24 protein-coding genes and 1 pseudogene are annotated in these 26161 nt (G+C 69.1%); 11 read left to right on the top strand and 14 right to left on the bottom strand.

The genetic code is table 11. The annotated features are described in order from the left end of the window. The first annotated feature begins 214 nt into the window (after positions 1–214). Positions 215–535, top strand: coding sequence for a DUF3579 domain-containing protein (locus QZM72_RS17380; RefSeq protein WP_301738761.1), 321 nt, complete (start codon positions 215–217; stop codon positions 533–535). A 169-nt stretch (positions 536–704) separates the two neighbouring features. On the opposite strand, the gene rpsT is transcribed toward QZM72_RS17380, so the two are convergent. Beyond that, a complete protein-coding gene (rpsT, locus tag QZM72_RS17375; protein ID WP_006482211.1) occupies positions 705–977 on the bottom strand; it encodes a 30S ribosomal protein S20 in 273 nt (90 codons plus the stop codon). A 305-nt stretch (positions 978–1282) separates the two neighbouring features. Here rpsT and murJ point away from each other — a divergent pair, with 305 nt between their 5' ends. Together murJ and QZM72_RS17365 are read left to right on the top strand one after the other, a co-directional pair. Continuing rightward, positions 1283–2833: a murein biosynthesis integral membrane protein MurJ gene (gene murJ / locus QZM72_RS17370; protein ID WP_089468292.1), complete on the top strand. Its 1551-nt coding sequence runs from the start codon at positions 1283–1285 to the stop codon at positions 2831–2833. 8 nt (positions 2834–2841) lie between these two features. Next, entirely contained in the window at positions 2842–3684 is an 843-nt protein-coding gene (locus QZM72_RS17365; RefSeq protein ID WP_011546044.1) for a SirB1 family protein, read from the top strand. A 141-nt stretch (positions 3685–3825) separates the two neighbouring features. Here the strand turns inward: QZM72_RS17365 and adk are convergent, their stop codons facing one another. The 4 genes from adk to lpxK all read right to left on the bottom strand — a co-directional run bounded on the left by adk (position 3826) and on the right by lpxK (position 6824). Then, positions 3826–4488, bottom strand: a complete 663-nt coding sequence (gene adk, locus QZM72_RS17360) for an adenylate kinase (protein ID WP_006482212.1) — start codon at positions 4486–4488, stop codon at positions 3826–3828. 208 nt (positions 4489–4696) lie between these two features. Next, positions 4697–5488 carry a 3-deoxy-manno-octulosonate cytidylyltransferase gene (gene kdsB / locus QZM72_RS17355; protein WP_301738732.1) on the bottom strand — a complete coding sequence of 264 codons (792 nt, stop codon included), beginning with the start codon at positions 5486–5488 and terminating at the stop codon, positions 4697–4699. Between the two features lie 132 nt (positions 5489–5620). Next, positions 5621–5815 (bottom strand): Trm112 family protein, encoded by a 195-nt coding sequence (locus QZM72_RS17350; protein WP_006482216.1) that lies wholly within the window; start codon positions 5813–5815, stop codon positions 5621–5623. Further along, a complete protein-coding gene (gene lpxK, locus QZM72_RS17345; RefSeq protein ID WP_301738731.1) occupies positions 5796–6824 on the bottom strand; it encodes a tetraacyldisaccharide 4'-kinase in 1029 nt (342 codons plus the stop codon). Before lpxK ends, QZM72_RS17350 begins: the two co-directional genes overlap by 20 nt. Positions 6825–7273: 449 nt before the next feature. Between lpxK and xseA the strand changes: the two genes are divergently transcribed. Together xseA and sodB are read left to right on the top strand one after the other, a co-directional pair. Further along, positions 7274–8656 (top strand): exodeoxyribonuclease VII large subunit, encoded by a 1383-nt coding sequence (gene xseA / locus QZM72_RS17340; RefSeq protein WP_089468288.1) that lies wholly within the window; start codon positions 7274–7276, stop codon positions 8654–8656. Positions 8657–8883: 227 nt separating this feature from the next. After that, on the top strand, positions 8884–9462 hold the full coding sequence (gene sodB, locus QZM72_RS17335; RefSeq protein WP_006489396.1) for a superoxide dismutase [Fe]: 579 nt from the start codon (positions 8884–8886) through the stop codon (positions 9460–9462). A gap of 102 nt (positions 9463–9564) precedes the next feature. Here sodB and chrA read toward each other — a convergent pair whose 3' ends face one another. Both chrA and QZM72_RS17325 read right to left on the bottom strand, forming a co-directional pair. Continuing rightward, positions 9565–10776 carry a chromate efflux transporter gene (gene chrA, locus QZM72_RS17330; RefSeq protein ID WP_301738729.1) on the bottom strand — a complete coding sequence of 404 codons (1212 nt, stop codon included), beginning with the start codon at positions 10774–10776 and terminating at the stop codon, positions 9565–9567. Between the two features lie 106 nt (positions 10777–10882). Further along, positions 10883–11590, bottom strand: a complete 708-nt coding sequence (locus QZM72_RS17325; RefSeq protein ID WP_301738727.1) for a Crp/Fnr family transcriptional regulator — start codon at positions 11588–11590, stop codon at positions 10883–10885. 81 nt (positions 11591–11671) lie between these two features. On the opposite strand from QZM72_RS17325, the gene QZM72_RS17320 reads away from it, so the two are divergent. After that, positions 11672–12196, top strand: a complete 525-nt coding sequence (locus QZM72_RS17320; protein ID WP_301738726.1) for a DUF962 domain-containing protein — start codon at positions 11672–11674, stop codon at positions 12194–12196. Positions 12197–12291: 95 nt separating this feature from the next. Then, on the top strand, positions 12292–12897 hold the full coding sequence (locus QZM72_RS17315; RefSeq protein WP_301738725.1) for a bifunctional 2-polyprenyl-6-hydroxyphenol methylase/3-demethylubiquinol 3-O-methyltransferase UbiG: 606 nt from the start codon (positions 12292–12294) through the stop codon (positions 12895–12897). Positions 12898–12914: 17 nt separating this feature from the next. On the opposite strand, the gene QZM72_RS17310 is transcribed toward QZM72_RS17315, so the two are convergent. Together QZM72_RS17310 and mdtD are read right to left on the bottom strand one after the other, a co-directional pair. Continuing rightward, the gene (locus tag QZM72_RS17310; protein ID WP_089468283.1) at positions 12915–14189 is read right to left on the bottom strand and encodes an EAL domain-containing protein; all 1275 of its coding nucleotides are present in this window, start codon (positions 14187–14189) and stop codon (positions 12915–12917) included. Between the two features lie 168 nt (positions 14190–14357). Continuing rightward, on the bottom strand, positions 14358–15794 hold the full coding sequence (mdtD, locus tag QZM72_RS17305) for a multidrug transporter subunit MdtD (RefSeq protein ID WP_301738724.1): 1437 nt from the start codon (positions 15792–15794) through the stop codon (positions 14358–14360). Positions 15795–16036: 242 nt separating this feature from the next. Between mdtD and QZM72_RS17300 the strand changes: the two genes are divergently transcribed. Continuing rightward, positions 16037–16360: a DUF2917 domain-containing protein gene (locus tag QZM72_RS17300; RefSeq protein ID WP_089468281.1), complete on the top strand. Its 324-nt coding sequence runs from the start codon at positions 16037–16039 to the stop codon at positions 16358–16360. Here the strand turns inward: QZM72_RS17300 and QZM72_RS17295 are convergent. Beyond that, positions 16333–17565: a citrate/2-methylcitrate synthase gene (locus QZM72_RS17295; protein WP_301738723.1), complete on the bottom strand. Its 1233-nt coding sequence runs from the start codon at positions 17563–17565 to the stop codon at positions 16333–16335. The two genes, QZM72_RS17300 and QZM72_RS17295, sit on opposite strands and share 28 nt — an antisense overlap. A 140-nt stretch (positions 17566–17705) precedes the next feature. On the opposite strand from QZM72_RS17295, the gene QZM72_RS17290 reads away from it, so the two are divergent. Further along, positions 17706–19097 carry a CoA transferase gene (locus QZM72_RS17290; protein ID WP_301738722.1) on the top strand — a complete coding sequence of 464 codons (1392 nt, stop codon included), beginning with the start codon at positions 17706–17708 and terminating at the stop codon, positions 19095–19097. A gap of 21 nt (positions 19098–19118) precedes the next feature. Here the strand turns inward: QZM72_RS17290 and QZM72_RS17285 are convergent, their stop codons facing one another. After that, a complete protein-coding gene (locus QZM72_RS17285; RefSeq protein WP_006489667.1) occupies positions 19119–19865 on the bottom strand; it encodes a GntR family transcriptional regulator in 747 nt (248 codons plus the stop codon). Between the two features lie 167 nt (positions 19866–20032). Here QZM72_RS17285 and QZM72_RS17280 point away from each other — a divergent pair, with 167 nt between their 5' ends. Both QZM72_RS17280 and QZM72_RS35670 read left to right on the top strand, forming a co-directional pair. Then, entirely contained in the window at positions 20033–20878 is an 846-nt protein-coding gene (locus QZM72_RS17280) for an aldo/keto reductase (RefSeq protein WP_301738721.1), read from the top strand. 60 nt (positions 20879–20938) lie between these two features. After that, entirely contained in the window at positions 20939–21775 is an 837-nt protein-coding gene (locus QZM72_RS35670; protein WP_367620037.1) for a hypothetical protein, read from the top strand. Here QZM72_RS35670 and QZM72_RS35665 read toward each other — a convergent pair. From QZM72_RS35665 to fusA, 3 genes and pseudogenes are all read right to left on the bottom strand, one after another. Beyond that, positions 21745–22080, bottom strand: a pseudogene (locus QZM72_RS35665) (hypothetical protein); the annotation flags it as partial. The gene QZM72_RS35670 and the pseudogene QZM72_RS35665 overlap by 31 nt on opposite strands. 690 nt (positions 22081–22770) lie before the next feature. Then, positions 22771–23781: a HoxN/HupN/NixA family nickel/cobalt transporter gene (locus QZM72_RS17270; protein ID WP_179233425.1), complete on the bottom strand. Its 1011-nt coding sequence runs from the start codon at positions 23779–23781 to the stop codon at positions 22771–22773. A 167-nt stretch (positions 23782–23948) separates the two neighbouring features. Next, positions 23949–26060, bottom strand: coding sequence for an elongation factor G (gene fusA / locus QZM72_RS17265; protein WP_301738720.1), 2112 nt, complete (start codon positions 26058–26060; stop codon positions 23949–23951). Between the last annotated feature and the right edge of the window lie 101 nt (positions 26061–26161).

Genomic DNA, 26161 nt, shown 5'->3' with positions numbered 1-26161 from the left:
TCAAAAGTTTTCTCCAGCCCGGCAGGCAAGGCTTTTCGCGCTCTGCCGGACACAAGCCGTGCGCTGCACAAATCCTGTGCAGTCCATCGGCGGCGCGCATCGACGCTCCGTTTTCGGGATATCGATCGGCGCGTGCGGCCGACCCTCCAGCTTTGTGTTCGCGTATCCAGGCGCCGTTGCCTGGACATCGCCGGGCCGTCACTTGGGTAACCACATGGCTGAAACCCCTCCGACCGAATTTTTCATCCAGGGCATCACGAAAGACGGGAAAAAGTTTCGCCCGAGCGACTGGTCGGAACGTCTGGCCGGTGTGATGGCCTGCTTCGGGCCGGGGGCGAGCGGGCCGAATGCGCGTCTCAAGTATTCGCTGTACGTGCGCCCGACGATGCTCGGTGACCTCAAATGCGTGATCCTCGATTCGCGGTTGCGCGACATCGAGCCGATGGCTTTCGATTTCGTGCTGAATTTCGCGAAGGACAACAACCTCGTCGTGACCGAGGCGTGCGAATTGCCGGACTACAACACGAAGAGGTGAGCGATGCCGGCGGGCGAGGGTGCGCGAGGGTGCATTTCGCGCGCGCCCTCCCGGCAAGTGCCGCTGCCGTGCACGATGTGCCGGCGACAGCCAACAAAAAAGCCCGCCTAGGCGGGCTTTTTCGTGATCGCAGGAAACAGGAACGCCCGCCTGAGCGGGCGCACCGGAGTTACGCTGCTGCCTGCAGGCCCTTGACGGCTGCGGCCAGGCGGCTCTTGCTGCGAGCGGCCTTGTTCTTGTGAACGATCTTCTTGTCGGCGATCGTGTCGATCGTCTTCACGGCAGCCTTGAACAGCTCGGCAGCCTTTGCCTGGTCGCCGGCTTCAACAGCCTTGCGAACCGACTTGATCGCGGTACGGAATTTCGAGCGCAGCGCCGAGTTGTGCGAGTTTGCCTTCGCGGCCTGGCGGGCGCGCTTGCGTGCTTGTGCGGAGTTAGCCATGACGGTTCCTTATCCTGTCCTGTTTCCAGAGCTTGGAGCCTGACGGCCAAGCGCTGCTTTTCGATCCGTCCCCTGAGAACGATTGCCCAGGGGCGCATAAAAAAACGGTGATTTTAACCGAGGCCGGGACATGAAAACGGCAGTTGCCGTGCATGTACGAGCCCAGAAACCGGCGATTATAGCAACAAAATCAAGCGAGTGGCAAGTTCAACGTGATGCCGGCCGAATGGGGCCGTCGGCGGCCGGTGCGCTTTTCGGCATCGGCCGGTGGCCGGGTCGCACAACGTCCGTATAATGAGCGCCCCATGAATCTATTCCGAGCCCTGCTGACGGTCAGCGGCTTCACGCTGCTGTCGCGCGTGACCGGACTGGCCCGCGAGACGCTGATCGCCCGTGCGTTCGGCGCCAGTCAATACACCGACGCGTTCTACGTCGCCTTCCGTATCCCGAACCTGCTGCGCCGCCTGTCCGCCGAAGGCGCGTTCTCGCAGGCGTTCGTGCCGATCCTCGCCGAGTTCAAGAACCAGCAGGGGCACGATGCGACGAAGGCGCTCGTCGACGCGATGTCCACCGTGCTCGCCTGGGCGCTGGCCGTGCTGTCGGTCGTCGGCATCGCCGGTGCGTCGTGGGTCGTGTTCGCGGTCGCGTCCGGCCTGCACAGCGACGGCCAGGCGTTCCCGCTCGCGGTCACGATGACGCGGATCATGTTCCCGTACATCGTGTTCATTTCGTTGACCACGCTCGCGTCGGGCGTGCTGAACACGTACAAGAGCTTCTCGCTGCCCGCGTTCGCGCCGGTGCTGCTCAACGTCGCGTTCATCGCCGCGGCCGTATTCGTCGCGCCGCACCTGAAGGTGCCCGTCTACGCGCTCGCGTGGGCCGTCATCGTCGGCGGCGTGCTGCAGTTTCTCGTGCAGTTGCCGGGCCTGAAGAAGATCGACATGGTGCCGCTGATCGGCGTCAACCCGCTGCGCGCGCTGCGTCATCCGGGCGTGAAGCGCGTGCTCGCGAAAATGGTGCCGGCGACGTTCGCGGTGTCCGTCGCGCAATTGTCGCTGATCATCAACACCAACATCGCGTCGCGGCTCGGGCAGGGCGCCGTGTCGTGGATCAATTACGCCGACCGCCTGATGGAATTCCCCACCGCGCTGCTCGGCGTCGCGCTCGGCACGATCCTGCTGCCGAGCCTGTCGAAGGCGCACGTCGATGCCGATTCGCACGAATATTCGGCGCTGCTCGACTGGGGGCTGCGCGTCACGTTCCTGCTCGCGGCGCCGAGCGCGCTCGCGCTGTTCTTCTTCGCGACGCCGCTCACCGCGACCCTCTTCAACTACGGCAAGTTCGACGCGCATACCGTCACGATGGTCGCGCGCGCGCTGGCCACCTACGGGATCGGCCTCGTCGGCATCATCCTGATCAAGATCCTCGCGCCGGGCTTCTATGCGAAGCAGGACATCAAGACGCCCGTGAAGATCGCGGTCGGCGTGCTGATCGTCACGCAGCTGTCGAACTACGTGTTCGTGCCGCTGATCGGCCACGCGGGCCTCACGCTGAGCATCGGCGTCGGCGCGTGCCTGAATTCGCTGCTGCTGTTCCTCGGGCTGCGCAAGCGCGGCATCTACCAGCCGTCGCCGGGCTGGCTGCGCTTCTTCGTGCAGCTCGTCGGCGCGGCGCTCGTGCTCGCGGGCCTGATGCACTGGTGCGCGATCAGTTTCGACTGGACCGGCATGCGCGCGCAGCCGCTCGATCGCATTGCGCTGATGGCGGCGTGCCTCGTGCTGTTTGCTGCACTATATTTCGGTATGTTGTGGGTGATGGGCTTCAAATACGCTTACTTCAGAAGGCGCGCCAAGTGACGACCGCAATGACCCGCGTCCTCGACTACTTCAGCACGCTCGTGGCGGACGACGACAGTCTGCCCGTCACGGAAGCCGCGCTGTCGCTGGCGCAGGACGCGTATCCCGACCTCGACCTGCAGGGCACGCTGGCCGAACTCGACATGCTGGCGGCGCGGCTGCGCCGGCGGCTCGCCGACGACACGGACCTGAAAGGCCGCGTCGCCGCGCTGAACGACTTCTTCTTTCGCGAGCTCGGCTTCGCGTGCAATCACAACGATTACTACGACCCCGATAACAGCCACCTGAACGCCGTGCTGAAACGGCGGCGCGGGATCCCGATCTCGCTGTCGGTGCTGTATCTAGAACTCGCCGAGCAGATCGGCGTGCCGGCGCGCGGCGTATCGTTCCCCGGCCATTTCCTGCTGCGCGTGACGCTGCCGGACGGCGACCTGATCATCGATCCGACCAACGGCCATTCGCTATCCGAAGCCGAGATGGTCGAGATGCTCGAGCCCTACGTCGCGCGGGCGGCGGGAGCGGTCGACAGCGCGTTGCGCGCACTGCTGCAGCCCGCGACGAGCCGCGAGATCATCGCGCGGATGCTGCGCAACCTGAAGACGATCTATCTGCAGACGGAGCGCTGGCAGCGGCTGCTCGCGGTGCAGCAGCGGCTCGTGATCCTGTTGCCCGAGCAGCTCGACGAGGTGCGCGACCGCGGCTTCGCGTATGCGCGGCTCGACTACCTGCGTCCCGCGCTCGAGGATCTCGAGCAATATCTCGGCGAGCGGCCCGAGGCGGAAGACGCGACCGTCGTCGAGTCGCAGGTCAGCGAATTGCGGCAGCGGATGCAGCGCGACGGCGAGGATTGAGCCGCCGGCACGCCATTGCTCGCACACGGAAAGCACGCCCGCATCGCGGGCGTTTTTCTTGCGCGCGTGCCTGTCGTGCCAATCGCGCAGGCGAAAAAAAACCGCCCGGAACGGGCGGCTTGCGGGTGCGCGACGCGCTGCTTACTTCAGTGCGTCGAACGCGCGCTCGCGAATTTCGTCGACGGTGCCGAGGCCCGAGATCTTGCGATACTGCGGCGCTTTCAAACCGTTTTCCTCGCCGCGCTGCGCCCAGTCGCCGTAGTACGTGATCAACGGCTTGGTCTGCGCTTCGTACACTTCGAGACGCTTTTTGACAGTTTCTTCCTTGTCGTCGTCGCGCTGGATCAGCGGTTCGCCCGTCACGTCGTCGTGCCCTTCGACCTTCGGCGGGTTGAACTTGACGTGGTACGTGCGGCCCGATGCCGGGTGCGTGCGGCGGCCGCTCATGCGCTCGATGATTTCCGAAAACGGGACGTCGATCTCGAGCACGTAGTCGATCGCGACGCCGGCTTCCTTCATCGCGTCGGCTTGCGCGATCGTGCGCGGGAAGCCGTCGAACAGATAGCCGTTCGCGCAGTCGGATTCCTTCAGGCGCTCCTTGACGAGGCCGATGATGAGCGCGTCCGGGACGAGCTTGCCGGCATCCATGTAGCCCTTCGCCTCGACGCCGAGCGGCGTGCCGGCCTTGACGGCCGCACGCAGCATGTCGCCCGTCGAGATTTGCGGAATCCCGAATTTTTCCTTGATGAAGTTTGCCTGGGTGCCCTTTCCCGCGCCGGGCGCGCCCAACAGGATCAAACGCATGGTGATATCTCCAAGTATGTAGATTCGTGTGGCGAGCCTCAAAGGCGTCGGCGACGGCGGGCGCGGGGCTTGCCTGGCGCGTGGCGGACCGGTCTGATGCGGCGCGTCGGTTCGAGCGACGCGCGGCTGCCGGCGGAGCCACGGGCGGGGTCAAGCGAGGACGCGCTGGTCGCGGACGGCTCGCACAATCGCCTGATTATGCCATGGGTTATTTTGAACCCGGCCGAAAAAGGGCCTGCACGCGTGCGAGATCGGCCGGCGTATCGATGCCGGCTTCGGGCGCGGATTCGGTGATCAGCACCGCGATGCGCTCGCCGTGCCAGAGCGCGCGCAGCTGTTCGAGCTGCTCGGCCTGTTCGATCGGCGCCTGCGCGAGCGACGGATAGGTGCGCAGGAAACGCGCGCGATACGCATAGAGGCCGATGTGCCGGTAGACCGGGAAAGCCGGTGCCGGCATGGCCGCGACGTCGGGCCAGTGCGGTTGGTATGCGTCGCGGCTCCACGGAATCGGCGCGCGCGAGAAGTACAGCGCGACGCTCTGCGCGTCGAGCGCGACCTTCACGACGTTCGGGTTGAACACGTCGGCCGCGTCGTGGATCGGGTGGGCCGCGGTCGCGATCGCGCACGCCGGATGCGCGGCCAGGTGCGACGCTACGTCGCGGACGAGCACGGGGTCGATCAGCGGCTCGTCGCCCTGCACGTTGACGACCACGGTGTCGTCGCGCCAGCCGAAGGCCGCCGCGACTTCCGCGAGCCGGTCGGTGCCGGACGGATGATCGGCGCGGGTGAGCACCGCTTCGAAGCCGTGATCGCGCGCCGCGTCGAGCACGCTCTGCGCATCGGAGGCGACGAGCACCTGCTGCGCGCCCGCTTCGCGCGCGCGCTCGGCGACGCGCACGACCATCGGCTTGCCGCCGAGATCGGCGAGCGGCTTGTTCGGGAGCCGCGTCGACGCGAGCCGGGCGGGAATGACGGCGATGAAGGGTTGCGGGTGAGTCATCGAAGAGCGCTGGGAAGAACGGGGCGGGCGACGCCGGAAGCCGGTCGCCCGGCGGAGTGCGGCGACCCGGCCGGAGCCGGGCCGTCGGTGTCGAATCGGTGCGCCGGGCGAGCGGCGCCGTGGTTCAGCGGTTCAGCGGCCAGCCGGATCGACCGGCGTGCCTTCGACGGTCTGGCGCGCTTCGTCGACGAGCATCACCGGGATGCCGTCGCGGATCGGGTACGCGAGCTTGTCCGCGTTGCAGATCAGTTCCTGCGCGGCACGGTCGTAGTGGAGCGGGCCTTTGCAGATAGGGCACACAATGATTTCAAGCAGGCGAGCGTCCACGGAGTTTCTCCACAACGAGGGCAATGAGGCGAGGGTCGAGCGCGGCTTCGACGGGGACCACCCACAGTCGGGCGTCGCGCCAGGAAGCGCCCAATTTTACTGCATCCTTCTCGGTGATCAGGATCGCATCGACGGCATCGTCGACGAACGGATTGTCGGCGAACGCGTAATGGTCGGGCAGCGCGCGGGTCGCTGGCGCGAGGCCGGCCGCGCGCAGCGTCGCGAAAAAGCGTTCCGGCGCGCCGATGCCGGCCGCGGCGAGCACGCGCTCGTTCGTGAATTGCGACAGCGGGCGGCGCAGCGCGGGCTGGTCGAGGTGCCATGCGGCGCCCGGCGTCAGCGCGAGCGCGTAGGTGTCGGGCCACGGCGGCAGCGCGCCGCTGTACGGATCGTTGACGAGCGTCGCGTCGCGGCGCCGCGACAGCGGCTCGCGCAGCGGCCCGGCGGGCAGCAGGAAGCCGTTGCCGCCGAGCCGGTGGTCGAATACGACGAGCTCGACGGCGCGCGCGAGGCGGTAGTGCTGCAGACCGTCGTCGCTGACGATCACGTCGACGTCCGGATGCGCGGCGCGCAGCGCCTGCGCGGCGGCGACGCGGTCGGGGCACACCCACACGGGCGCGCCGGTGCGGCGCGCGATCAGCAGCGGTTCGTCGCCGGCCGTGCCCGCGCGCGACGTCGGCGTGACGGCCGTCGGCGCCTTCACGTTCGCGCCGTAGCCGCGCGACACGACGCCGGGCGTGAAGCCGGCCGCGCGCAGCGCGTCGACGAGCGCGATCACGGTCGGCGTCTTGCCGGTGCCGCCGACGGTCACGTTGCCGACCACGACGACGGGCACGCCGACGTCGACCGGCTGCTTCCAGCCTTGCGCGTAAGCGGCGCGCCGCAGCGCCGCGCACAGGCCGAACACGCAGGCGAACGGCGTGAGCGCCCACGCGAGCGCGCCGCGCCGCTGCCATTCGCGTGTCAGGCGCGCTTCGAGCCGCGCGAGCGGGCCGCCGGGCGCGCTCATCGGGCCGGGCGCGGCGCGTCGTGCGCCGCGGCGAGGGACGGATTCGTCAAGGCGGATTCTCCGTTGGGCGGCGCATGCCGCAAGGTCCGTGGAAGGCGGCACTCTAGCGCGCCGCACGCCGGCGCGGCAAGCGCGACCGGCCGCCGCGGCCCACGGGGCCGGATCGAGTCGGCCTGTGGATAACTCTGTGAAAAACTCCCTGCTCGATCGCCTCAAACGCCCGCCCGGCGGGCATCGAATCGGATGAGAATCATTTCGAAAGGTTTAAAAGATTATAAAAATCAACGTGTTGCGAAGAATCGTCTGGTTTTTTTGGCGGTTTCCGAGCGTTTTGCGCGGACGAATGCCAGAGTGTGGACACCTTCCGCGCACGGCGGCGAATGCGGCGGCGCTGGACGCCGCGCGCGTGTCGGACTATCGTGACGCCGCCAGCATTCATCCGACCGCCCATGCTTTCCGATTCTCCTTTTTCCGCACCCGGCGCCACGCGCGGCGGCGACGAAGTGATTCCCGTTTCGGCGCTCAATCGTGCGATTTCGACGATGCTCGAGCGTTCGTTTCCGCTGCTGTGGATTTCCGGCGAAGTGTCGAATTTCACGCGCGCCGCGAGCGGCCACTGGTATTTCTCGATCAAGGACCAGCAGGCGCAGATGCGCTGCGTGATGTTCCGCGGCCGCGCGCAGTACGCGGAATTCACGCCCCGCGAAGGCGACCGCATCGAGGTGCGCGCGGTCGTCACGATGTACGAGCCGCGCGGCGAGGTGCAGCTCAACGTCGAAGCCGTGCGGCGCACCGGCCAGGGGCGTCTGTACGAGGCGTTCCTGCGGCTGAAGGCGCAACTCGAAGGCGAGGGCCTCTTCGCCCCCGAGCGCAAGCGTCCGTTGCCGGCTCATCCGCGCGCGATCGGCATCGTCACGTCGCTGCAGGCCGCCGCGTTGCGCGACGTGGTGACCACGCTCGCCCGCCGGGCGCCGCACATTCCGGTGATCGTCTATCCGGCCCCCGTGCAGGGCGCCGGTTCCGCCGAAAAGCTCGTCGCGGCGGTGGCGACCGCGAACGCGCGGCGCGAGGTCGACGTGCTGCTGGTGTGTCGCGGCGGCGGTTCGATCGAGGATCTGTGGTCGTTCAACGACGAAGCGCTGGCGCGTGCGATCGCGGCGAGCGAGCTGCCGGTCGTCAGCGGCGTCGGGCACGAAACCGATTTCACGATCGCGGACTTCGCGGCCGACCTGCGCGCGCCGACGCCCACCGGCGCGGCCGAGCTCGCGAGCCCGCAGCGGGCGCTGCTGCTGCGCGAGGTCGACGAGCGCCAGCGCGCGCTCGCGCGCGGCATGGCGCGCCGGCTCGAACAGCGTGCGCAGCAGCTCGACTGGCTCGCGCGCCGGCTCGTGAGCCCGGCCGAGCGGCTGCAGCGCCAGCGCACGCACGTCGAGCAGCTCGCGGTGCGGCTCGCGTCGGCGGCGTCGCGGCCGGTGCGCGATGCGCGTGCGCGTTTCGCGCTCGCGCAACTGCGCTGGCAGCGCGCGCGGCCCGATCCGTCCCAGGCGCGCCACGCGCTCGCGGGGCTGTCGCAACGTCTCGCGAGCGCGTTGCAGCGCCGTCACGAACGCGACACGGCGCGTGTGTCGGCCTGTGCGGCACGGCTCGAGGTGCTGAGCCCGCAGCGCACGCTCGAGCGCGGTTATGCGGCGCTGATCGATGCGCAGACGGGCCGTGCGGTGCGCGCGCCGAACGCGCTGAAGCCGCAGCGGCGCCTGACCGTGCATCTCGCCGAAGGCTCGGCGGACGTGTCGCTCGCCGACGTGCAGCCGCGCCTGACCGATACGATATGACTTAACGGGTGCCGAGCGAAACGCGCGTCGTCGCAACACGCGCCTCGCGGCGGGAACGGATGCTGCGCATCGTCGGGTTCGTCCTGCCGGACGTCGCGCCAGCATCGCTTTTCCGCATACCGCGGATAAATGGCCCGTGAGTTTGCGGGGTTATTCGTCCTCGCCTACAATCGGACGCTCGGCAGCATCCAACACAGCCTCCCTACATACTCAACGAAGGAATCGCCATGGCTCATACGCTCCCGCCGCTCCCGTACGCTGAAGACGCACTCGCGCCGACCATCTCGAAAGAGACGATCGAGTACCACTACGGCAAGCACCATCAGGCTTATGTGACGAACCTGAACAATCTGATCCCGGGCACGGAATTCGAAAACCTGCCGCTGGAAGAGATCGTGAAGAAGTCGTCGGGCGGCATCTTCAACAACGCCGCGCAAATCTGGAACCACACGTTCTTCTGGAACAGCCTGTCGCCGAACGGCGGCGGCGCACCGACGGGCGCGCTGGGCGACGCGATCAACGCGAAGTGGGGTTCGTACGACGCATTCAAGGAAGCGTTCACGAAGGCCGCGGTCGGCACGTTCGGTTCGGGCTGGGCATGGCTCGTGAAGAAGGCCGACGGTTCGCTCGACATCGTGTCGACGAGCAACGCCGCCACGCCGCTGACGACCGCCGACAAGGCGCTGCTGACGATCGACGTGTGGGAACACGCGTACTACATCGACTACCGCAACGCGCGTCCGAAGTTCGTCGAAGCGTTCTGGAACATCGTGAACTGGGACTTCGCCGCGAAGAATTTCGCGTAAGTCCGGCGCCTGCGCGCCGTCACGGCGCGCGGCATCGAAGAAAAGCCCTCGTTTCGAGGGCTTTTTGTTTTTTGCGTGGCCGAACGTGCGGAGATGGCCGGCTCAGCCGGCCATGCCGAGCAGCCAGCCGAGCGCCGCGCTCGCGATCACCACGGCCCATGGCGGCATGCGCCAGAACACCAGCGCGACGAACGCGACCAGCGCGGCGGCCAGGTCGCGCGGCGCGACGATCGTGTCGGTCCAGACCGGATGATAGAGCGCGGCGAGCAGCAGCCCGACGACGGCCGCGTTCACGCCGGCGAGCGCGGCCTGCATGTGCGCGCTGCGGCGCAGGCGCTCCCAGAACGGCGCGGTGCCGGCAACGAGCAGGAACGACGGCGCGAAGATCGACACGAGTGCGAGCGTGCCGCCAAGCCAGCCGGTCGGCGCATCGCGCAGCGACGCACCGAGGAACGCCGCGAACGTGAACAGCGGCCCCGGCACCGCCTGCGCGACGCCATACCCGGCGAGAAACGCCGAATCGCCGACCCAGCCGGGTGCGACCACGGCCGCCTGCAGCAGCGGGAGCACCACGTGGCCGCCGCCGAACACGAGCGCGCCCGTGCGGAAGAACGCATCGACGACGGCGAGCGTATCCGAGCGCAGCGCGCGGGCCGCGAACGGCAGCGCGACGAGCAGCGCGGCGAATAGCAGAAGCCACAGCACGCCTGCCCGGGGCGACACGTGCAGCGGCAACGGTTCATGCGCATCGCGCGCCGGTTGCGGCAGTAGCACGAGACCGGCCGCGCCGGCCACGACGATCACCGCGACTTGCGTCCACGCGGCCGGCGCGAGCAGCGCGACGCACGCTGCCGCGGCCATCAGCGTGACGCGCCGCGCATCCGGGCACAGCGTGCGCGCCATGCCCCACACGGCTTGCGCGATCACCGCGACCGACACGATGCGCAGCCCGTGCAGCGCGCCGGCTTCGATCGGCACGCCCGTAGCGTGAACACCGAGCGCGAACAGCATCATCAGCAGCGCCGACGGCAGCGTGAACCCGAGCCACGCGGCGAACATGCCGGCATAGCCGGCGCGCACGAGACCGATCGCCATCCCGACCTGGCTGCTCGCCGGGCCCGGCAGGAACTGGCACAGCCCGACGAGATCGGCATAGGTGCGCTCGCTGAGCCAGCCGCGCCGCGTGACGAATTCCGCGCGAAAGTAGCCGAGATGCGCGACCGGGCCGCCGAACGACGTGAGGCCGAGCCGCAGGAACGCGATGAAGACGGGCCACGGATGGCGGGCGGGGGCGGGGACGGTCGACGTGTTCAAGGCGGTGCGCGCGGCGGACGGAAGGAGCCGCCACGATAGCGCAACTCGGTGGCCGCGGGCAGCGCATGGCGGCCAGTACCGGCCGATGGACGTCGTTGCGCGGCGTTCAGTACGCGCCGTCGCCGAGCCCGCTCGCGCGGCGCAACGCGTCGATGTCGACGAGTTCGATCTCGCCGACGTGCAGCCGCACGACGCCATCCGTCTGCAGCGCCTTCAGCAACTGGTTGGTGGTCTGCCGCGTCAGCGACAGCATCGACGCGAGCGTTTCCTGCGACAGCCGGATGTGCGTGCGCCCGGCGCTGATGCCGCCGTAGCCTTCGGCGATCATCAGCAGCCGCGCGGCGAGCCGCTGCGCGGCCGGCATCACGCTCATCGATTCGACCGTCAGGAAGCTCAGGCGCAGCTTTTGCGCCATCAGCAGCGCGAACTGCCGCCAGTATTGCGGCGTCGTCTCGAGGATCGCGAGCAGCGCGGCCTGCGGCACGTGCAGCAGCAGCGCGTCGTCGAGCGCGATGGCGTCGTGCGTGCGCGGCTGGCCGTCGAACAACGCGATCTCGCCGAACCACGTGACGGGCTCGGCCACCGTCAGCAGCGCTTCCTTGCCCTGCGGATCGACCGCACCTATCGTGAGTGAACCGGCCAGGACCGCGTACAGCCCGCACGGCGGGTCGCCGCGCCGGAACAGCGCGTGGCCGGACGGCAGACGGCGCAGCGTCGCGCGGGCGATCAACGCCGCGCGCAGCGCAGGCGGCAGCGCGGCGAACCACGGGTTCGCTTCGATCTGCGGCAGGTACGGGGCGAGCGAGGCAGGCATGGGCGCGCGATGTCGGGTAGCTGACAGAGGTTCTCGGGCGTGACGCGCATCATAGCGCTCAATAACCGATCGGGAGACGCCATGAAAACCCTCGAAGACCATCTTTCCCAGTATGCGGCCTACCACCGCGATGCGCGCAACATCGCGACGCATCTGGTCGGCATTCCGATGATCGTGTTCGCGGTCGAGGTGCTGCTGTCGAGGCCGGCGCTCGGGGCGCTGGCCGGCGTCGCGCTGTCGCCGGCGCTGCTGCTCGCCGTGGTGTCCGCGGTGTTCTACCTGCGTCTGGACCTGCGGTTCGGGATCGTGATGACCGTGCTGCTCGCGCTCGGCCTGTGGGCCGCGCAGTCGCTGGCGCTGCGGCCGACCGCGCAATGGCTCGCGATCGGCGTCGGCGCGTTCGTCGTCGGCTGGATCGTGCAGTTCGTCGGACACTGGTTCGAAGGCCGCAAGCCGGCATTCGTCGACGATCTGGTCGGCCTGATCGTCGGGCCGTTGTTCGTCGTCGCCGAGGTCGCGTTCTTCGCGGGGCTGCGCGGCGACGTGCGCCGCGAAGTCGAGCGGCGCGCGGGTCCCGTGCATGGCGGCGCGCATTCGCATGTCTGAGGGGCTGGCCGCGCCGGTCCGCGTGTTCGGCGCGGGCCGCGCGCAACGGCTAAGATGCGGAGTGCGTCATCCGACGTCTTCGCGGAGCACTCGCCATGGCGGATCGCCCGACTCTCGATGCCTACGACACCCACGCCGCGCAATACGCGCAGGACTGGCTCGACCAGGCCGCGCCCGACGACATGTACGCGCTGCTCGAACAGCATTTCTCGCCGGGCCTGACCGCCGACGTCGGCTGCGGCGCGGGGCGCGACACCGCGTGGCTCGCGTCGCGCGGCTTCGACGTGCGCGGCTACGACGCGAGCGCCGCGCTGCTCGACGAGGCGCGGCGGCGCCATCGCGGGCTGACTTTCGAGCTGGCCGCGCTGCCGGCGCTGGCCGGCGTACCGTCGGGCGCGTTCCGCAACGTCTTGTGCGAAACGGTCGTCATGCATCTCGAACAGGCGGACGCAGCGGCCGCCGCCGCGCGGCTGGCCGATCTGCTGATGCCGGGCGGCACGTTGTACCTGAGCTGGCGGGTGGCCGGAAACGGCGTGTTGCGCGACGAGCGCGGCCGCCTCTATACGCCGCTCGACTCGGCGCGGATGCATGCGGCGCTGGGCGCCGGCATGCAGGTGATCGACGAACACGAGGTCGTCAGCGCGTCGTCCGGCAAGCGCGTGCACCGGCTGATCGTGCGCAAGGCGGGCGGCGACGCCTGAACGCGGCGCGCCGGCGCTTATTCGCGGCTGAGCGCCGCTTCCCAGTTGATGTCGACGCAGAGTACCTGCATGCCGGTCGCGGCCGGCGCGGCGATCGACGCGGTCACGCACAGGTGCGCCTCGTTGATCGACAGGTAGGGCGGCGTCAGATGCACGCGGCCCGGCGCGCGCATCGCGTCGATGAAGTACGGGCGGCGCTCCCAGCTCGCGCCTTCGGAATGCAGCAGCGGCCGGAAGCGCTTCGCGCGTTGCGACACGCTGCCGCGCGCGAGCACGTTGTCCCCGATCTGGCGGCCCGACGCGTCGAGCAGGAAGCAGCGTGCGGTTTCGGGCAGCCCCAGCACGGCGGTGGCCGCATCGGTGAGCGATTCGCCCGCGCCGAGCCGACGGCTCGCTTCCTCGAGCGCGGCGACGTACGGCGCGAGCCGTTCCGCCTGCGTGCGCTCGCGCTGCGCGACGCGCAGCCGCAGCGCGGCCGACAGCGTATCCATGCAGCCCGCGGCGGCCTGCGGCTGCACGGGATCGACGCTCGGCCCCGCGAAGTACTGGCCCTGCACGAAATCGACGTCGCATTCGAGCGCGATCAGCGCGTCGCGTTCGGTCGAGAGGCCGCCCATCAGCACGAGCTGGCCGGATTCGTGCAGCAGCGACACGAGCCCCGGCAGCACGCGTTCGAGATGCGAGTGCTCGCTCGCCTGCGCGAGGATGCCGCGGTCGAGCGTGACGATGTCGGGATGCAGATGCCACACCCGATCGATGTTCGAATGCTTCGCGCCGAACCCGACGAGCGCGATCAGGAAGCCGGCCTTGCGCAGCCCGTCGATGATCGCCGCATAGCGCGGCGTTTCGCCGCCGGCCTGTTCGGGCACCTCGAGCACCACGCGGTGCGGCGGCAGCCCGAGCGCCTTCAGGTTCGCGAGCAGCGCGTCGCCGTAGATGGTGTCCATCAGCGCGGCCGGATGCAGGCTCAGGAAGAGCCATTCGTCGTGGCTGTCGAACGCGTGGAAGTTACCGAGATGCAACGATTCGGCGAGCCGGCCGAGCTCGAGCAGGTCGCCGCGCCGCGCCGCCTGCGTGAACACCTCGTGCGACGCCACCTGGCGGCTTTCCTCGTCGTGCGCGCGCAGCGACGCGTGATAGCCGATCGCGCGCCGGTGCGACACCGAGAACACGGGCTGGAACACGCTGAACACGGTGTAGCCGCCGTACAGCACGGTGCGCCGGTTGCCGTCGTCGCCGGCGACCGGGCGGGGCGGCTGAAAGCCGGGGGGATCGATTTCGATCATGCTCATGATGTCGGCCGAAGGAAGACTGCCAGTTTACCTACAGAATAGGCGAGCAAGAAGCATGCACGGCAGGGCGCCGTGTGCGGCCGCCCGTCGCGGCCGATACGCGCACGCGTGCCGGGCCGCGTTGCACCACGATGGTGCGTTCCGGCCCGATTCGGCGCGCGCCACGCGTCACGCGCGCTCGGACGGGTCGGTCTTGCGCGCGGTGCTGCGGATCTCGGGCGCGAGCTGCGCGAAGATCCACGCGGACGCGGCGGTGATGATGCCCACGCAGACGAACGTCGCGTGGAATGCAGGCAGCGTGTTGCTCGGCGTCACGGTGCGCAGCATGCCGGTGAACGTCGCGAGCAGCGCGCCGGCGACCGTGACGCCGAGGCTCATCGACAGCATCTGCACGAGCGAGAACAGGCTGTTGCCGCTGCTCGCGCCGCCGGTGCCGAGATCCTTCAGCGTCAGCGTGTTCATCGCGGTGAACTGCATCGAGTTGAAGCCGCCGAACAGCGCGAGATGCACGACCTTCACCCACACCGGCACCGTGTCGCGCATCAGCGCGAAGCTCGCCATCATCACGCCGACCATGATCGTATTCGCGAGCAGCACCTTGCGGTAGCCGTGCTGCGTGATCAGGTGCGTGATGATCCGCTTCGAGAACATGCCGGCCGCCGCGACCGGCAGCATCATCAGCCCGGCCTCGAACGCCGAGTAGCCGAGGCTCACCTGCAGCAGCAGCGGGATCAGGTACGGCATCGCGCCGCTGCCGATCCGCGCGAACAGGTTGCCGAGCAGCCCGACGCTGAACGTGTGGATCTTGAACAGCTCGAGCGAGAAGATCGGCTGCGGCGCGCGCACCGCGTACAGCCCGTATGCGACGAAGCACGCGAGGCTCAGGATCAGCAGCACCAGCACGGCCGCGTGCTGCATGCCGAGATCGGCGAGCCCGTCGAGCGACAGCGAGATCGCGACCATGCCGATCGTCAGCAGCAGATAGCCTTTCAGGTCGAAGCGGCCGGCGGCCGGGTTGCGCGAATCGGGCATCGAATAGAAGGTCGCGACGCAGCCCGCCACGCCGACCGGCACGTTGATCAGGAAGATCCAGTGCCACGACGCGATCTTCACGAGCCAGCCGCCGAGCGTCGGCCCGATCAGCGGGCCGATCAGGCCGGGAATCGCGACGAACGACAGCGCGGCGAGGTAGCGCTCGGCCGGGAACGTGCGCAGCACCGCGAGCCGTCCGACCGGCAGCAGCATCGCGCCGCCGACGCCCTGCACGACGCGGAACGCGACGAGCTGCGTCAGCGTATGCGCGTTCGCGCACAGCAGCGAGCCGAGCGAGAACACCAGGATCGCGCTGAAGAACACGCGCCGCGTGCCGAACGTATCGGCGAGCCAGCCCGACACGGGGATCATCACCGCCATCGTCAGCGAGTACGCGATCACGACCGATTGCATCCGCAGCGGCGATTCGCCGAGGCTCGCGGCCATCGACGGCAGCGCCGTGTTGACGATCGTCGCGTCGAGCGTCTGCATGAAGAAGCCCGTCGCAACGAGCCAGAGCATCACGGTGAGGTTCTTTTCGCCGGGAGCGGCGGCGGGCGGGCGTTGGAACATGAGGGCAGGGGCGGTGGCGCGGGACAGCCGACATTGTAGGGAAAGCCGCCGCGCCGTGCAGGTTCGGGGCGGTATGTCGTGCGGCCCGGCGGGATCCGGCCCGGCGCGAACCGCGGCCGGGTGCCCGTCCCCGTCGGACGGCCAGTACAGTTCAGCCGGAACTGTTCGCGGCCGTATCTGTCCGGGTGCCGCCGCTCTCCGAAATACTGGTGTCATCGAACCGGTGCGACCAGGAGGCTGCGATGCGCGAACTGCGACTTTACGTCATGGACGGCGACGAGCCGGCCGGACGGTGGCGGATCGTCGATCACACGTTGCTCGAAGTGGCGCAAGGCGACGTGTGGGTGACCGTCGAGGGCCGGCCCGACGATCACTGGCTGGGTGCCGGTGCGTCGCTGACCTTGCTGCCCGGCATGCGCGCGTGGGTCAGCGCCGGGCCGCGCGGCGCGACGTTCGCGTTCGGGCCGCTGGCGGTGTCGGCCGTGCGCACCGCGCCCGCGTGGTGGCGCCTAATCGCCGCGCGGCGCGACGGCCGGCGTCACGCGGCCGCGTCGCTGCCGACGTAGCGTGCCCGCGGCCGGATCAGCTTCCCGTCCGCATACTGCTCGAGCGCATGCGCGATCCAGCCGGCCGTGCGGCCGGCCGCGAACAGCGTGAACGCCGCGCCGTCGGGCAGCGCGAGCGTGCGCTCCAGCGCGGCGAGCGCGAAGTCGATCGCGGGCCGCAGGCTCGTCGCCGCTTCGACGCGTGCGGCGAGCGCGCGCGCCGTGCGCAGCGCCGGCCGGTCGGGCGCCGTCGCATGCAGCGCATCGAGCAGCGCCCGTGCGCGCGGGTCGCCGTCGGGGTACAGCGGATGCGCGAAGCCGGACAGGGTCGTGCGGCCGCCGTCCGCGCGTTCGTCGTGCGCCAGCCGCAGCGCGAGGTAGCGATCGAGATCGGCGGCGCGGGCCGCTTCGTCGAGCAGCGCGCCCGCGCGGAACGTCTCGCCGCCGTGGCGCGGCCCCGACAGCGCCGCGAGCCCGCCCGAGATCGCGCCGAACAGATGGGTACCGGTCGATGCGATGCAGCGCACCGCGAACGTCGACGGATTCAGTTCGTGATCGGCGCACAACACGAGCGCACGCCGCAGCAGGTCGGCTTCGTCGCGCCGTCGCACGCGCCACGCGGCCGCGAGCTGGCGGTGCACGGGCGCGTCGCCCGGCGCGATGCCGGCGAGCGCGGCCGCTGCGACGCGCAACAGCAGCGCCGCGGAATCGAGCTGCGCATCGCGCCCTTGCGCCCACAGGCGCGGCAGGGATGCGGCCGCAGCCGGCAGCAGGACCAGCGTGCGTTCGAGCGGCGCGAGATGCGCCCAGCGACGCGCCCAGTCGTCCCACTGCGCCGCGTCGAAACCGCTCGCAGCGAGCGACGCGGCGGCCAGCCGCGCGGGCGGACAGTCCCACAGCCGCGCGGCCGTTTCTTCGAGCGTCGCTGCGTCGGCCAGCGCGAGCGCATCGACGCCGCGGTAGCGCAGGCGGCCGTCGGCGATCTGCGTGATCCGCGATTCCAGGACCGGCACGCCCCAGTCGAGCGAACGTTCGGCGACGCCGCCCGCGCGCTTCGCATCGGCACGGCGGCGCGCGAGCAGGCGCACCTCGTTGGCGTCGTAGCGGCGGCGCTTGGTCGCGCCGTCGGGCAGCGAGCGCAGCAGGCCGCGGCTCACGTACGCGTAGAGAGTGCTCACGCTGACGCCGAGCATGCCGGCGGCTTCCTGCGCACTGACGGATGTCATGCCGATGGCTCCTGTCGCCGCGCATGAAGCGCGGCCTCGCTACAACTATTCGTTATGTATTGATTCGCGCAATCAAGATTGATCGTGCCTGTCGCGAATTCTAGACTCGATTCCGTCTCCTCCACGGCATCTTCCTCACCATGACACCCGAATCCGCATTGACCCACCTTTGGCAGCTCGCGCACGGCGAGCGCGACGCGCTGGCCCGCACGACCCTGACCGGGCAGGACCCGACGCTGCCATCGACGTTCCATGTCGGCACGCTCGCCGCCGCGACGATCGCCGCGGCCGGGCTCGCGGCTGCCGAATGCCATCGGCTGCGAACGGGCGTCGCGCAATCGGTCGACGTGTCGGTGCGCGACGCGCTCGTGGCGTTCCGCAGCGAACGCTACCTGCGCGTGGACGACGGCCCGCCGCCAGAGTTGCGCCATCCGGTGACCGGCTTCTTCGAGACGCGCGACGGTCGCTGGATTCAACTGCACGCGAATTTCCCGCATCACCTGCACGGCATTCTCGACGTGCTCGGCTGCGGCCCGCAGCCCGCCGACGTCGCCGCGGCAATCCGCACCTGGGACGGCGCGGCGCTCGATACCGCGCTGGCCGACGCCGGCCTGTGCGCGGCATTGATCAGAACCCCTGACGAATGGGCGGCGCACGAGCAGGCGCGCGCGATCGCGTCGCTGCCGCTGTTCGAGATCGAGCGGATCGGCGACGCGCCGGCCGAGCCGATCGGCCGCGGCGAAGCCGGCCAGCCGCTGGCCGGCGTGCGCGTGCTCGATCTGACGCGCATCATCGCGGGGCCGGTCGCGGGCCGCACGCTGGCGTCGCACGGCGCGCAGACGCTGCTCGTCAACGGCCCGCACCTGCCGAACATCGCGCCGCTCGTGATCGACAACGGGCGCGGCAAGCGCTCGACGTGGATCGACCTGCGCGACGCGGCAGGCGTCGATACGCTGCACGCACTGGCGCGCGAGGCGGACGTGTTTCTGCAGTCGTACCGGCCGGGCGCGCTCGCGGCGCGCGGTTTCGCGCCGCAGGCATTGGCCGAACGGCGGCCCGGCATCGTCTGCGTGTCGGTGTCGGCGTACGGGCACGCCGGGCCGTGGGCGAAGCGGCGCGGGTTCGACAGCCTCGTGCAGTCGGCGAGCGGGATCGCATGGCAGGAGCAGCAGGCCGCGCAGGCGAGCGGGCCGCGCCATCTGCCGTGCCAGGCGCTCGATCATGCAACGGGGTATCTCGCGGCGTTCGGCGCGATGATCGCGCTCGCCCGGCGGGCACGCGAAGGGGGAAGCTGGCACGTGCGGATGTCGCTCGCGCAGACGGGGCGCTGGCTGCAGTCGTTCGGCGCCGTGCCGGACGGGTTGCATGCGCCCGATCTCGCGTTGGCCGACGTGCGCGACCGGATCGACCGCGTCGAATCGCCGTTCGGCGTGCTCGACACCGTGCGGCCGGCCGAGCGGTTGTCGGCGACGCCGCCGTCGTTCGCGCGGCCGCCCGTGCCGCTCGGCAGCGACGACGCGCGCTGGCTTTGAGCGCCGGCGACGCGCGTCGCGTTACTTGCGCAGTTCGACGACGAAATCGTAGTAGTCGTTGCGGCAGTAGGTATCGGTCAGTTCGATCGCGCGCTGGTCGGACGTATAGCCGATCCGCGTGATCAGCAGCAGCGCGTCGTGCGGGGCGATGCCCATCTGCTCGGCGATCTCGTCGGTCGCGTTGACCGCGCGGAAATGCTGCAGCGCCCGCACGATAGGCGTGCCGCGCGCTTCGAGATAGCTGTACAGCGAGCCGACGATGGCCTGCGGATCGGGAATCAGCGTCGCGGGGAACGTCGAGTTCTCGACGGCCATCACGATGCCGTCGGCGAGGCGCAGGCGTTTCAGGCGTGTAACCGAGGCGGCCGGCGACAGCCCGAGCTGGATCACTTCGTCGCGGTTCGCGGGCTGAATTTCGCGCGCGAGCCACTGCGAGCTCGGCTTGAAGCCGCGGCGCTCGAGCATTTCACTGAAGCTCGACAGCCGCGACAGCGGATCCTCGTAGCGCGGCTGGATGAAGTTGCCGGCGCCCTGCGTGCGGCGGATCAGTCCTTGCTCGACGAGCAGCGCGATCGCCTTGCGCGCGGTGATGCGCGACACGCCGAGCGCTTCGGACAACACACGCTCGGACGGCAGCGCTTCGCCGGCCGTCCAGCGGTTGTCGTGGATCGCATCGCCGAGCTTGCGGGCGAGCTGCAGGTAGAGCGGCGTATCGTTGTCGGGGTCGGGGCGCAGGTCCTGCCAGCGGTCGTCCGTGGGTGCCTTCATACAATGGGTATCGATCAGGTTGCGGCCATTCTAAGTCATCATGCCGCGCCGTTATAGCCGGTTTTTGCCGCGTCATAGGCCGGGGGCGCACCGATTGACTACACTGATGCGTCGTATCCGATGCTTCGGCCGCGGCGTGCGGCCACGAATCCGCAACGAGGAAACGCATGACAGACACGATCGCCACGGTCGTTTTGCCGAACGGCGAGACGATTCCGAAGCTGGGCCTGGGCACCTGGGAAATGGGCGAGCGGCCGGCGCGGCGCGCCGACGAGATCGCCGCGCTGCGCGAGGGCATCGAACTCGGGATGACGCTGGTCGATACCGCCGAGATGTACGGCGACGGCGCGACCGAGGAACTGGTCGGCGATGCGCTTGCGGGCCTGCGCGACGACGTGTTCCTCGTCAGCAAGGTCTATCCGCACCATGCGAGCCGGCGCGGTGTCGTCGCCGCGTGCGACGCGAGCCTCAAGCGCCTGCGTACCGATCGCCTCGACCTGTACCTGCTGCACTGGCGCGGTTCGGTGCCGCTCGCGGAAACGGTCGAGGGTTTCGATGCGTTGCAGCGTGCGGGCAAGATCCGGCACTGGGGCGTGAGCAATTTCGATACGGCCGACATGGCCGAACTCGTCGACGAGGCTGGCGGCGGCGCGTGCGCCACCAACCAGATTCTCTACAACCTCGCGCGACGCGGCCCGGAGTTCGACTTGCTGCCGTGGCTGGCCGATCGTCGGATCCCGGCGATGGCGTACAGCCCGGTCGATCACGGGCGGCTGCCGAAGCGCTCGCCGCTCGACGAAATCGCGCGGCTGCGCGGCGTGTCGGTGATGCGCGTCGCACTGGCATGGGTGCTCGCGCAGCCGGGTGTATTCGCGATTCCGAAGGCGTCGCGGATCGAGCACGTGCGCGACAACCGCGCCGCGCTCGATGTCGTGTTGAGCGATGACGAGCGCGCGCAGCTTGACGCGTATTTCCGTCCGCCGCGTAGCAAGCACGCGCTCGAGATGCTCTGACCGACATCGGCAGGGCAACGCTTCGGGTCAGTGGCGGCCGCCGGACGAGCCGCCGTTGCCGTGACCGCCGCCATTGCCGTTGCCCGTGCCGTGGCCATTGCCGACGCCGTTGGCTCCGCCGTTGCCGGCGCCGCCACTGCCATTGCCGTTACCGTTGCCGCCGCCATTGCCGTGGCCGCCGGTGCCGTTGGCGCCGCCGCTGCCGCCGTTACCGTTTCCACCGCCATTGCCACCGGCACCGTTGCCGTTACCGCCGCCGTTGCCGTGGCCGCCGCCGCCGTTGCCGCCGCCGCCGCCGCCGCCGCCGTTGCCGTGGCCGCCGCCGCCGCCGCCGCCGCCGTTGCCGTTGCCGTTGCCGTTGCCGCCGCCGCCGCCGCCACCGCCACCGCCACCGCCACCGCCACCGCCACCGCCACCGCCACCGCCACCGCCGCCGCCGCCACCGCCGCCACCGCCACCGCCACCGCCACCGCCACCGCCGCCACCACCACCGCCACCACCGCCACCACCACCACCACCACCGCCACCACCGCCACCGCCACCACCGCCACCACCGCCACCACCGCCACCACCGCCACCACCGCCACCGCCACCACCGCCACCGCCACCTTGGCCACCGCCGTTGCCGTGACCGCCGCCGTTGCCGTGACCGCCACCATTGCCGTGACCGCCGCCGTTGCCGTGACCACCGCCGTTACCGTGACCACCGCCGTCACCGTGACCACCGCCGTCACCGTGACCACCGCCGTCACCGTGACCGCCGCCGTCACCGTGACCGCCGCCGTCGCCATGGCCGCCGCCGTCGCCATGGCCGCCACCGTGGCCACCGCCCCCCGAAGTACCGCCCCCCGAAGTACCGCCCCCCGAAGTACCGCCACCGGAAGTGCCGCCGCCTGAAGTACCGCCCCCCGAAGTGCCGCCACCCGAAGTGCCGCCACCCGAAGTACCGCCACCAGAAGTACCGCCGCCCGAAGTGCCGCCGCCCGAAGTGCCGCCGCCCGAAGTGCCGCCACCTGAAGTACCGCCACCTGAAGTACCGCCACCGGAAGTGCCGCCACCTGAAGTACCGCCACCGGAAGTGCCGCCACCCGAAGTACCGCCACCGGAAGTACCGCCACCCGAAGTACCGCCACCCGAAGTACCGCCACCCGAAGTACCACCCCCTGAAGTACCACCCCCAGAGCCACCGTTGCCGGATGCATTGCCTCCGCGGCCGGTGCCGTTCGTACTGCCTGTTGTTCCGCCTGTCGTTCCGCCGACACCGGCAGGTCCGACGGCGCCGTTCCCGTTGTTGCCGCCGCTCCCGCTCCCATTCCCGGTGCCGCCGCCGTTCCCGCTGCCGCCCGCACCGGCGCCGCCATTACCGACGCCCCCGCCGGCGTAAACGTGTACCGCGCACGCGGCCGGATTGGCGGCGCACGGCGATGCGTTCTCGACCAGCGTCATGATGGTGTCCGCGCTGGCATTCGCGCCGGGCGCGGCGTCAGGCGTCGTGTTCTGTGCGACGGCATACGAGCAGCAGCACGCGAACGCGGCCACGGCCAGCAAGGTTGCACGAGGGCGCCGTCCCGCCGCGCGGAACGGTTGTTTCGTTTTATGCATCATGGCCTCCCCATGCGCGCGATGCCTCGTAGCCGCGCGACGATTTACGTGTGGTGCAGGGGGGCTAAAAGATTCGTTGTCCTATCGTCGGCCGATCGCCTTCGGGCCGACGCTGGACGTCAGCCGTGAACGCGGATCGGCACGCGGGCCCGCCGTGCGAATCTCACTCTGCGAGATTCGTGCCATCGGCCGTTCGGGCCCGTCGTGAAAGGCGGGCGCAGTCGCGTGACCGCGCGTGCAACGCCGTGGGGGAGCGTTTTGTTTCCGGAATGAAACGTCGGGGGCGTCGTTCAGCGTGCCGGCGCGTCGGCCGCGCGTTGCCAGCGGTGGAACAGGATCGATGCGATCCAGCAGACCAGGAACAGCGCGACGATCCCGTAGCCGATCGAGCCGAAGCGTTCGCCGAGCGCATCGAGCGTATCGCGCACGGGGCCCGTCAGCGACAGCTTGTCGGCCAGCAGCCCGGCCGCCTCGATCCCGCCGATCGCCAGCGCGACGGCCGCCGACACGAACGTGATGCTCGCGTTGTAGAGCAGCTTGCGCTGCGGATCGTCCATCGCCCAGCCGTACGCCTGAATCATCAGCACGTTGTCGGTCGAGTCGATCAGCGTCATGCCGGCGGTGAAAAGCGCGGGAAACAGCATGACCGTATAGACCGGCAGCCCCTGGCTCGCCTGCGCGGCGGCGATCGCGAGCAGGCCGATTTCTGTTGCAGTATCGAAACCGAGCCCGAACAGCACGCCGACCGGATACATGTGCCAGCTCTTCGACACGAACCGGAACAGCGGGCGCAGCAACCGCGAGACGAGCCCGGCGGGACGATGGTCGTGCGCGCCGTCGTGCGTGTGCCCGGACGCGCCGCGATAGCGTCGCCACACGTCGCGCAGGATCATCAGGTTCACGCACGCGAGCACCAGCAGGAAGGTGGCCGATACCGCCGTGCCGATCGTGCCGCCAACCTCGCGGAACGCATCGAACCGGTCGCGCAGCGCGAACGCGGTCAGCGCGATGCCGAGTGTCGCCGCGATCACGATCGTCGAATGACCGAGCGAGAAGAACAGGCCGACGCTCACCGGACGCTGGCCATCCTGCATGAGCTTGCGCGTCGCGACGTCGATCGCGGCGATGTGATCCGCGTCGACCGCATGACGCAGCCCGAGCCCGTATGCGATCGCGGCGGTGCCGAGCAGCAGCGGATGGTCGCGCAGCACCGCGAGCGCCCACAGCCAGACGGCGACGTTCGCGGCGATCAGGCCGGCATAGAGAGTCAGCAGGCGGCGCAGGGCAGGAGTGGGCGGCATCGGGCGGGTTCCATCTGACGAATCGCCATCCATTGTGGCACGCGAAAAAAAGCGCGGCGCGCCGATCGACGAGCCGCGCGCGCGACGCGCGCCGGACGAAAAAAAGCCCGTCCGGGATGAACCGGACGGGCTTTGCGCGCATGCGCCGGAGCGCGAGCGAGCGGCGCTTACTTCACTTTCGCGTTGATCACGGCTTCCGACACGTTCGCGGGCGTTTCCGCGTAATGCTTGAACTCCATCGTGTACGTCGCGCGGCCCTGCGTGGCCGAACGCAGCGACGTCGAATAGCCGAACATCTCCGCGAGCGGCACCTCGGCACGCACCAGCTTGCCGCCGCCGCCCGCGATGTCCTCCATCCCCTGCACGATGCCGCGCCGGCTCGACAGGTCGCCCATCACGTTGCCCATGAAGTCCTCGGGCGTCTCGACCTCGACGGCCATCATCGGCTCGAGCAGCACCGGCTTCGCCTTGCGCATCGCTTCCTTGAACGCCATCGAGCCGGCCATCCGGAACGCGTTTTCGTTCGAGTCGACGTCGTGGTACGAACCGAACGTCAGATGCACCTTCACGTCGACGACCGGGTAGCCCGCGAGCACGCCGCTCTTCAGCGTCTCGGTGATGCCCTTGTCGACGGCCGGGATGAACTCGCGCGGAATCACGCCGCCCTTGATCTCGTCGAGGAACTCGTAGCCCTTGCCCGGGTTCGGCTCCAGCGTGATCACCGCATGGCCGTACTGGCCACGCCCGCCCGACTGCTTGACGAACTTGCCTTCGACGTCGGCCGCCGTCGTGCGCACCGTTTCGCGATACGCGACCTGCGGCTTGCCGACCGTCGCCTCGACGCCGAACTCGCGCTTCATCCGGTCGACCAGGATTTCGAGGTGCAGCTCGCCCATCCCCGAGATGATCGTCTGGCCGGACTCCTCGTCGGTCTGCACGCGGAACGACGGATCCTCCTGCGCGAGACGGTTCAGCGCGAGGCCCATCTTTTCCTGGTCGGCCTTCGTCTTCGGCTCGACGGCCTGCGAGATCACCGGCTCCGGGAATTCCATCTTCTCGAGGATGATCGGCTTGGCCGGGTCGCACAGCGTGTCGCCGGTCGTCGCTTCCTTCAGGCCGACCGCCGCCGCGATGTCGCCCGCGCGCACTTCCTTGATTTCCTTGCGCTCGTTCGCGTGCATCTGCAGGATCCGGCCGAGCCGCTCCTTCTTGTCCTTCGTCGCGTTGAGCACCGTGTCGCCCGACTCGACGACGCCCGAATACACGCGGAAGAAGATCAGCTGGCCGACGAACGGGTCGGTCATGATCTTGAACGCGAGCGACGAGAACGGCTCGTAGTCGCTCGGATGACGTTCCGCCGGCTTGTCCGGATCGGCGAAGTCGTGGCCGAGGATCGCCGGCACGTCGACCGGCGACGGCAGGTAGTCGATCACCGCGTCGAGCATCGCCTGCACGCCCTTGTTCTTGAACGCGCTGCCGCACAGCATCGGCACGATCTCGTTGGCGATCGTGCGCTGGCGCAGCGCGGCCTTGATCTCGTCCTCGGTCAGCGATTCATGGTCGTGCAGATACTTCTCGAGCAGTTCCTCGCTCGCTTCCGCGGCGGCCTCGACCATCTTCTCGCGCCATTCGTGCGCGAGCTCGACGAGGTTCGCGGGGATGTCCTCGTACGTGAACTTCACGCCCTGGCTTTCGTCGTCCCACACGATCGCCTTCATCTTCACCAGATCGACGACGCCCTGGAAATGATCTTCCGCGCCGATCGGAATCTGGATCGGCACGGCGACGCCTTTCAGGCGCTCGCCGATCTGCTTCTGCACGCGGAAGAAGTCGGCGCCGATCCGGTCCATCTTGTTGACGAACGCGATGCGCGGCACCTTGTACTTGTTCGCCTGGCGCCACACGGTTTCCGATTGCGGCTGCACGCCGCCGACCGAGTCGTAGACCATGCACGCGCCGTCGAGCACGCGCATCGAGCGCTCGACTTCGATCGTGAAGTCGACGTGCCCGGGCGTGTCGATGATGTTGATCCGGTGTTCCGGATAGTTGCCGGCCATGCCCTTCCAGAAGGCCGTGGTCGCCGCCGACGTGATCGTGATGCCGCGTTCCTGCTCCTGCTCCATCCAGTCCATCGTGGCCGCGCCGTCGTGCACTTCACCGATCTTGTGGCTCACGCCGGTGTAAAACAGGATGCGCTCGGTCGTCGTGGTCTTGCCGGCATCGATGTGAGCGCTGATCCCGATATTTCGATAGCGCTCGATGGGGGTTTTGCGGGGCACGTGAACCTCCTGGTGGTTCGGATCGTAAGCGGGCCGGCCGATAGGTGCCGGCCCGGGCTGGAACTAGCGAGATTTAAAGGATAGCGCTTGTCCGTGGCTTT

The sequence above is a fragment of the Burkholderia sp. AU45388 genome (assembly GCF_030481585.1).
Lineage (GTDB): Bacteria > Pseudomonadota > Gammaproteobacteria > Burkholderiales > Burkholderiaceae > Burkholderia > Burkholderia sola.
This window is presented reverse-complemented; position numbering and strand designations above follow the sequence as displayed.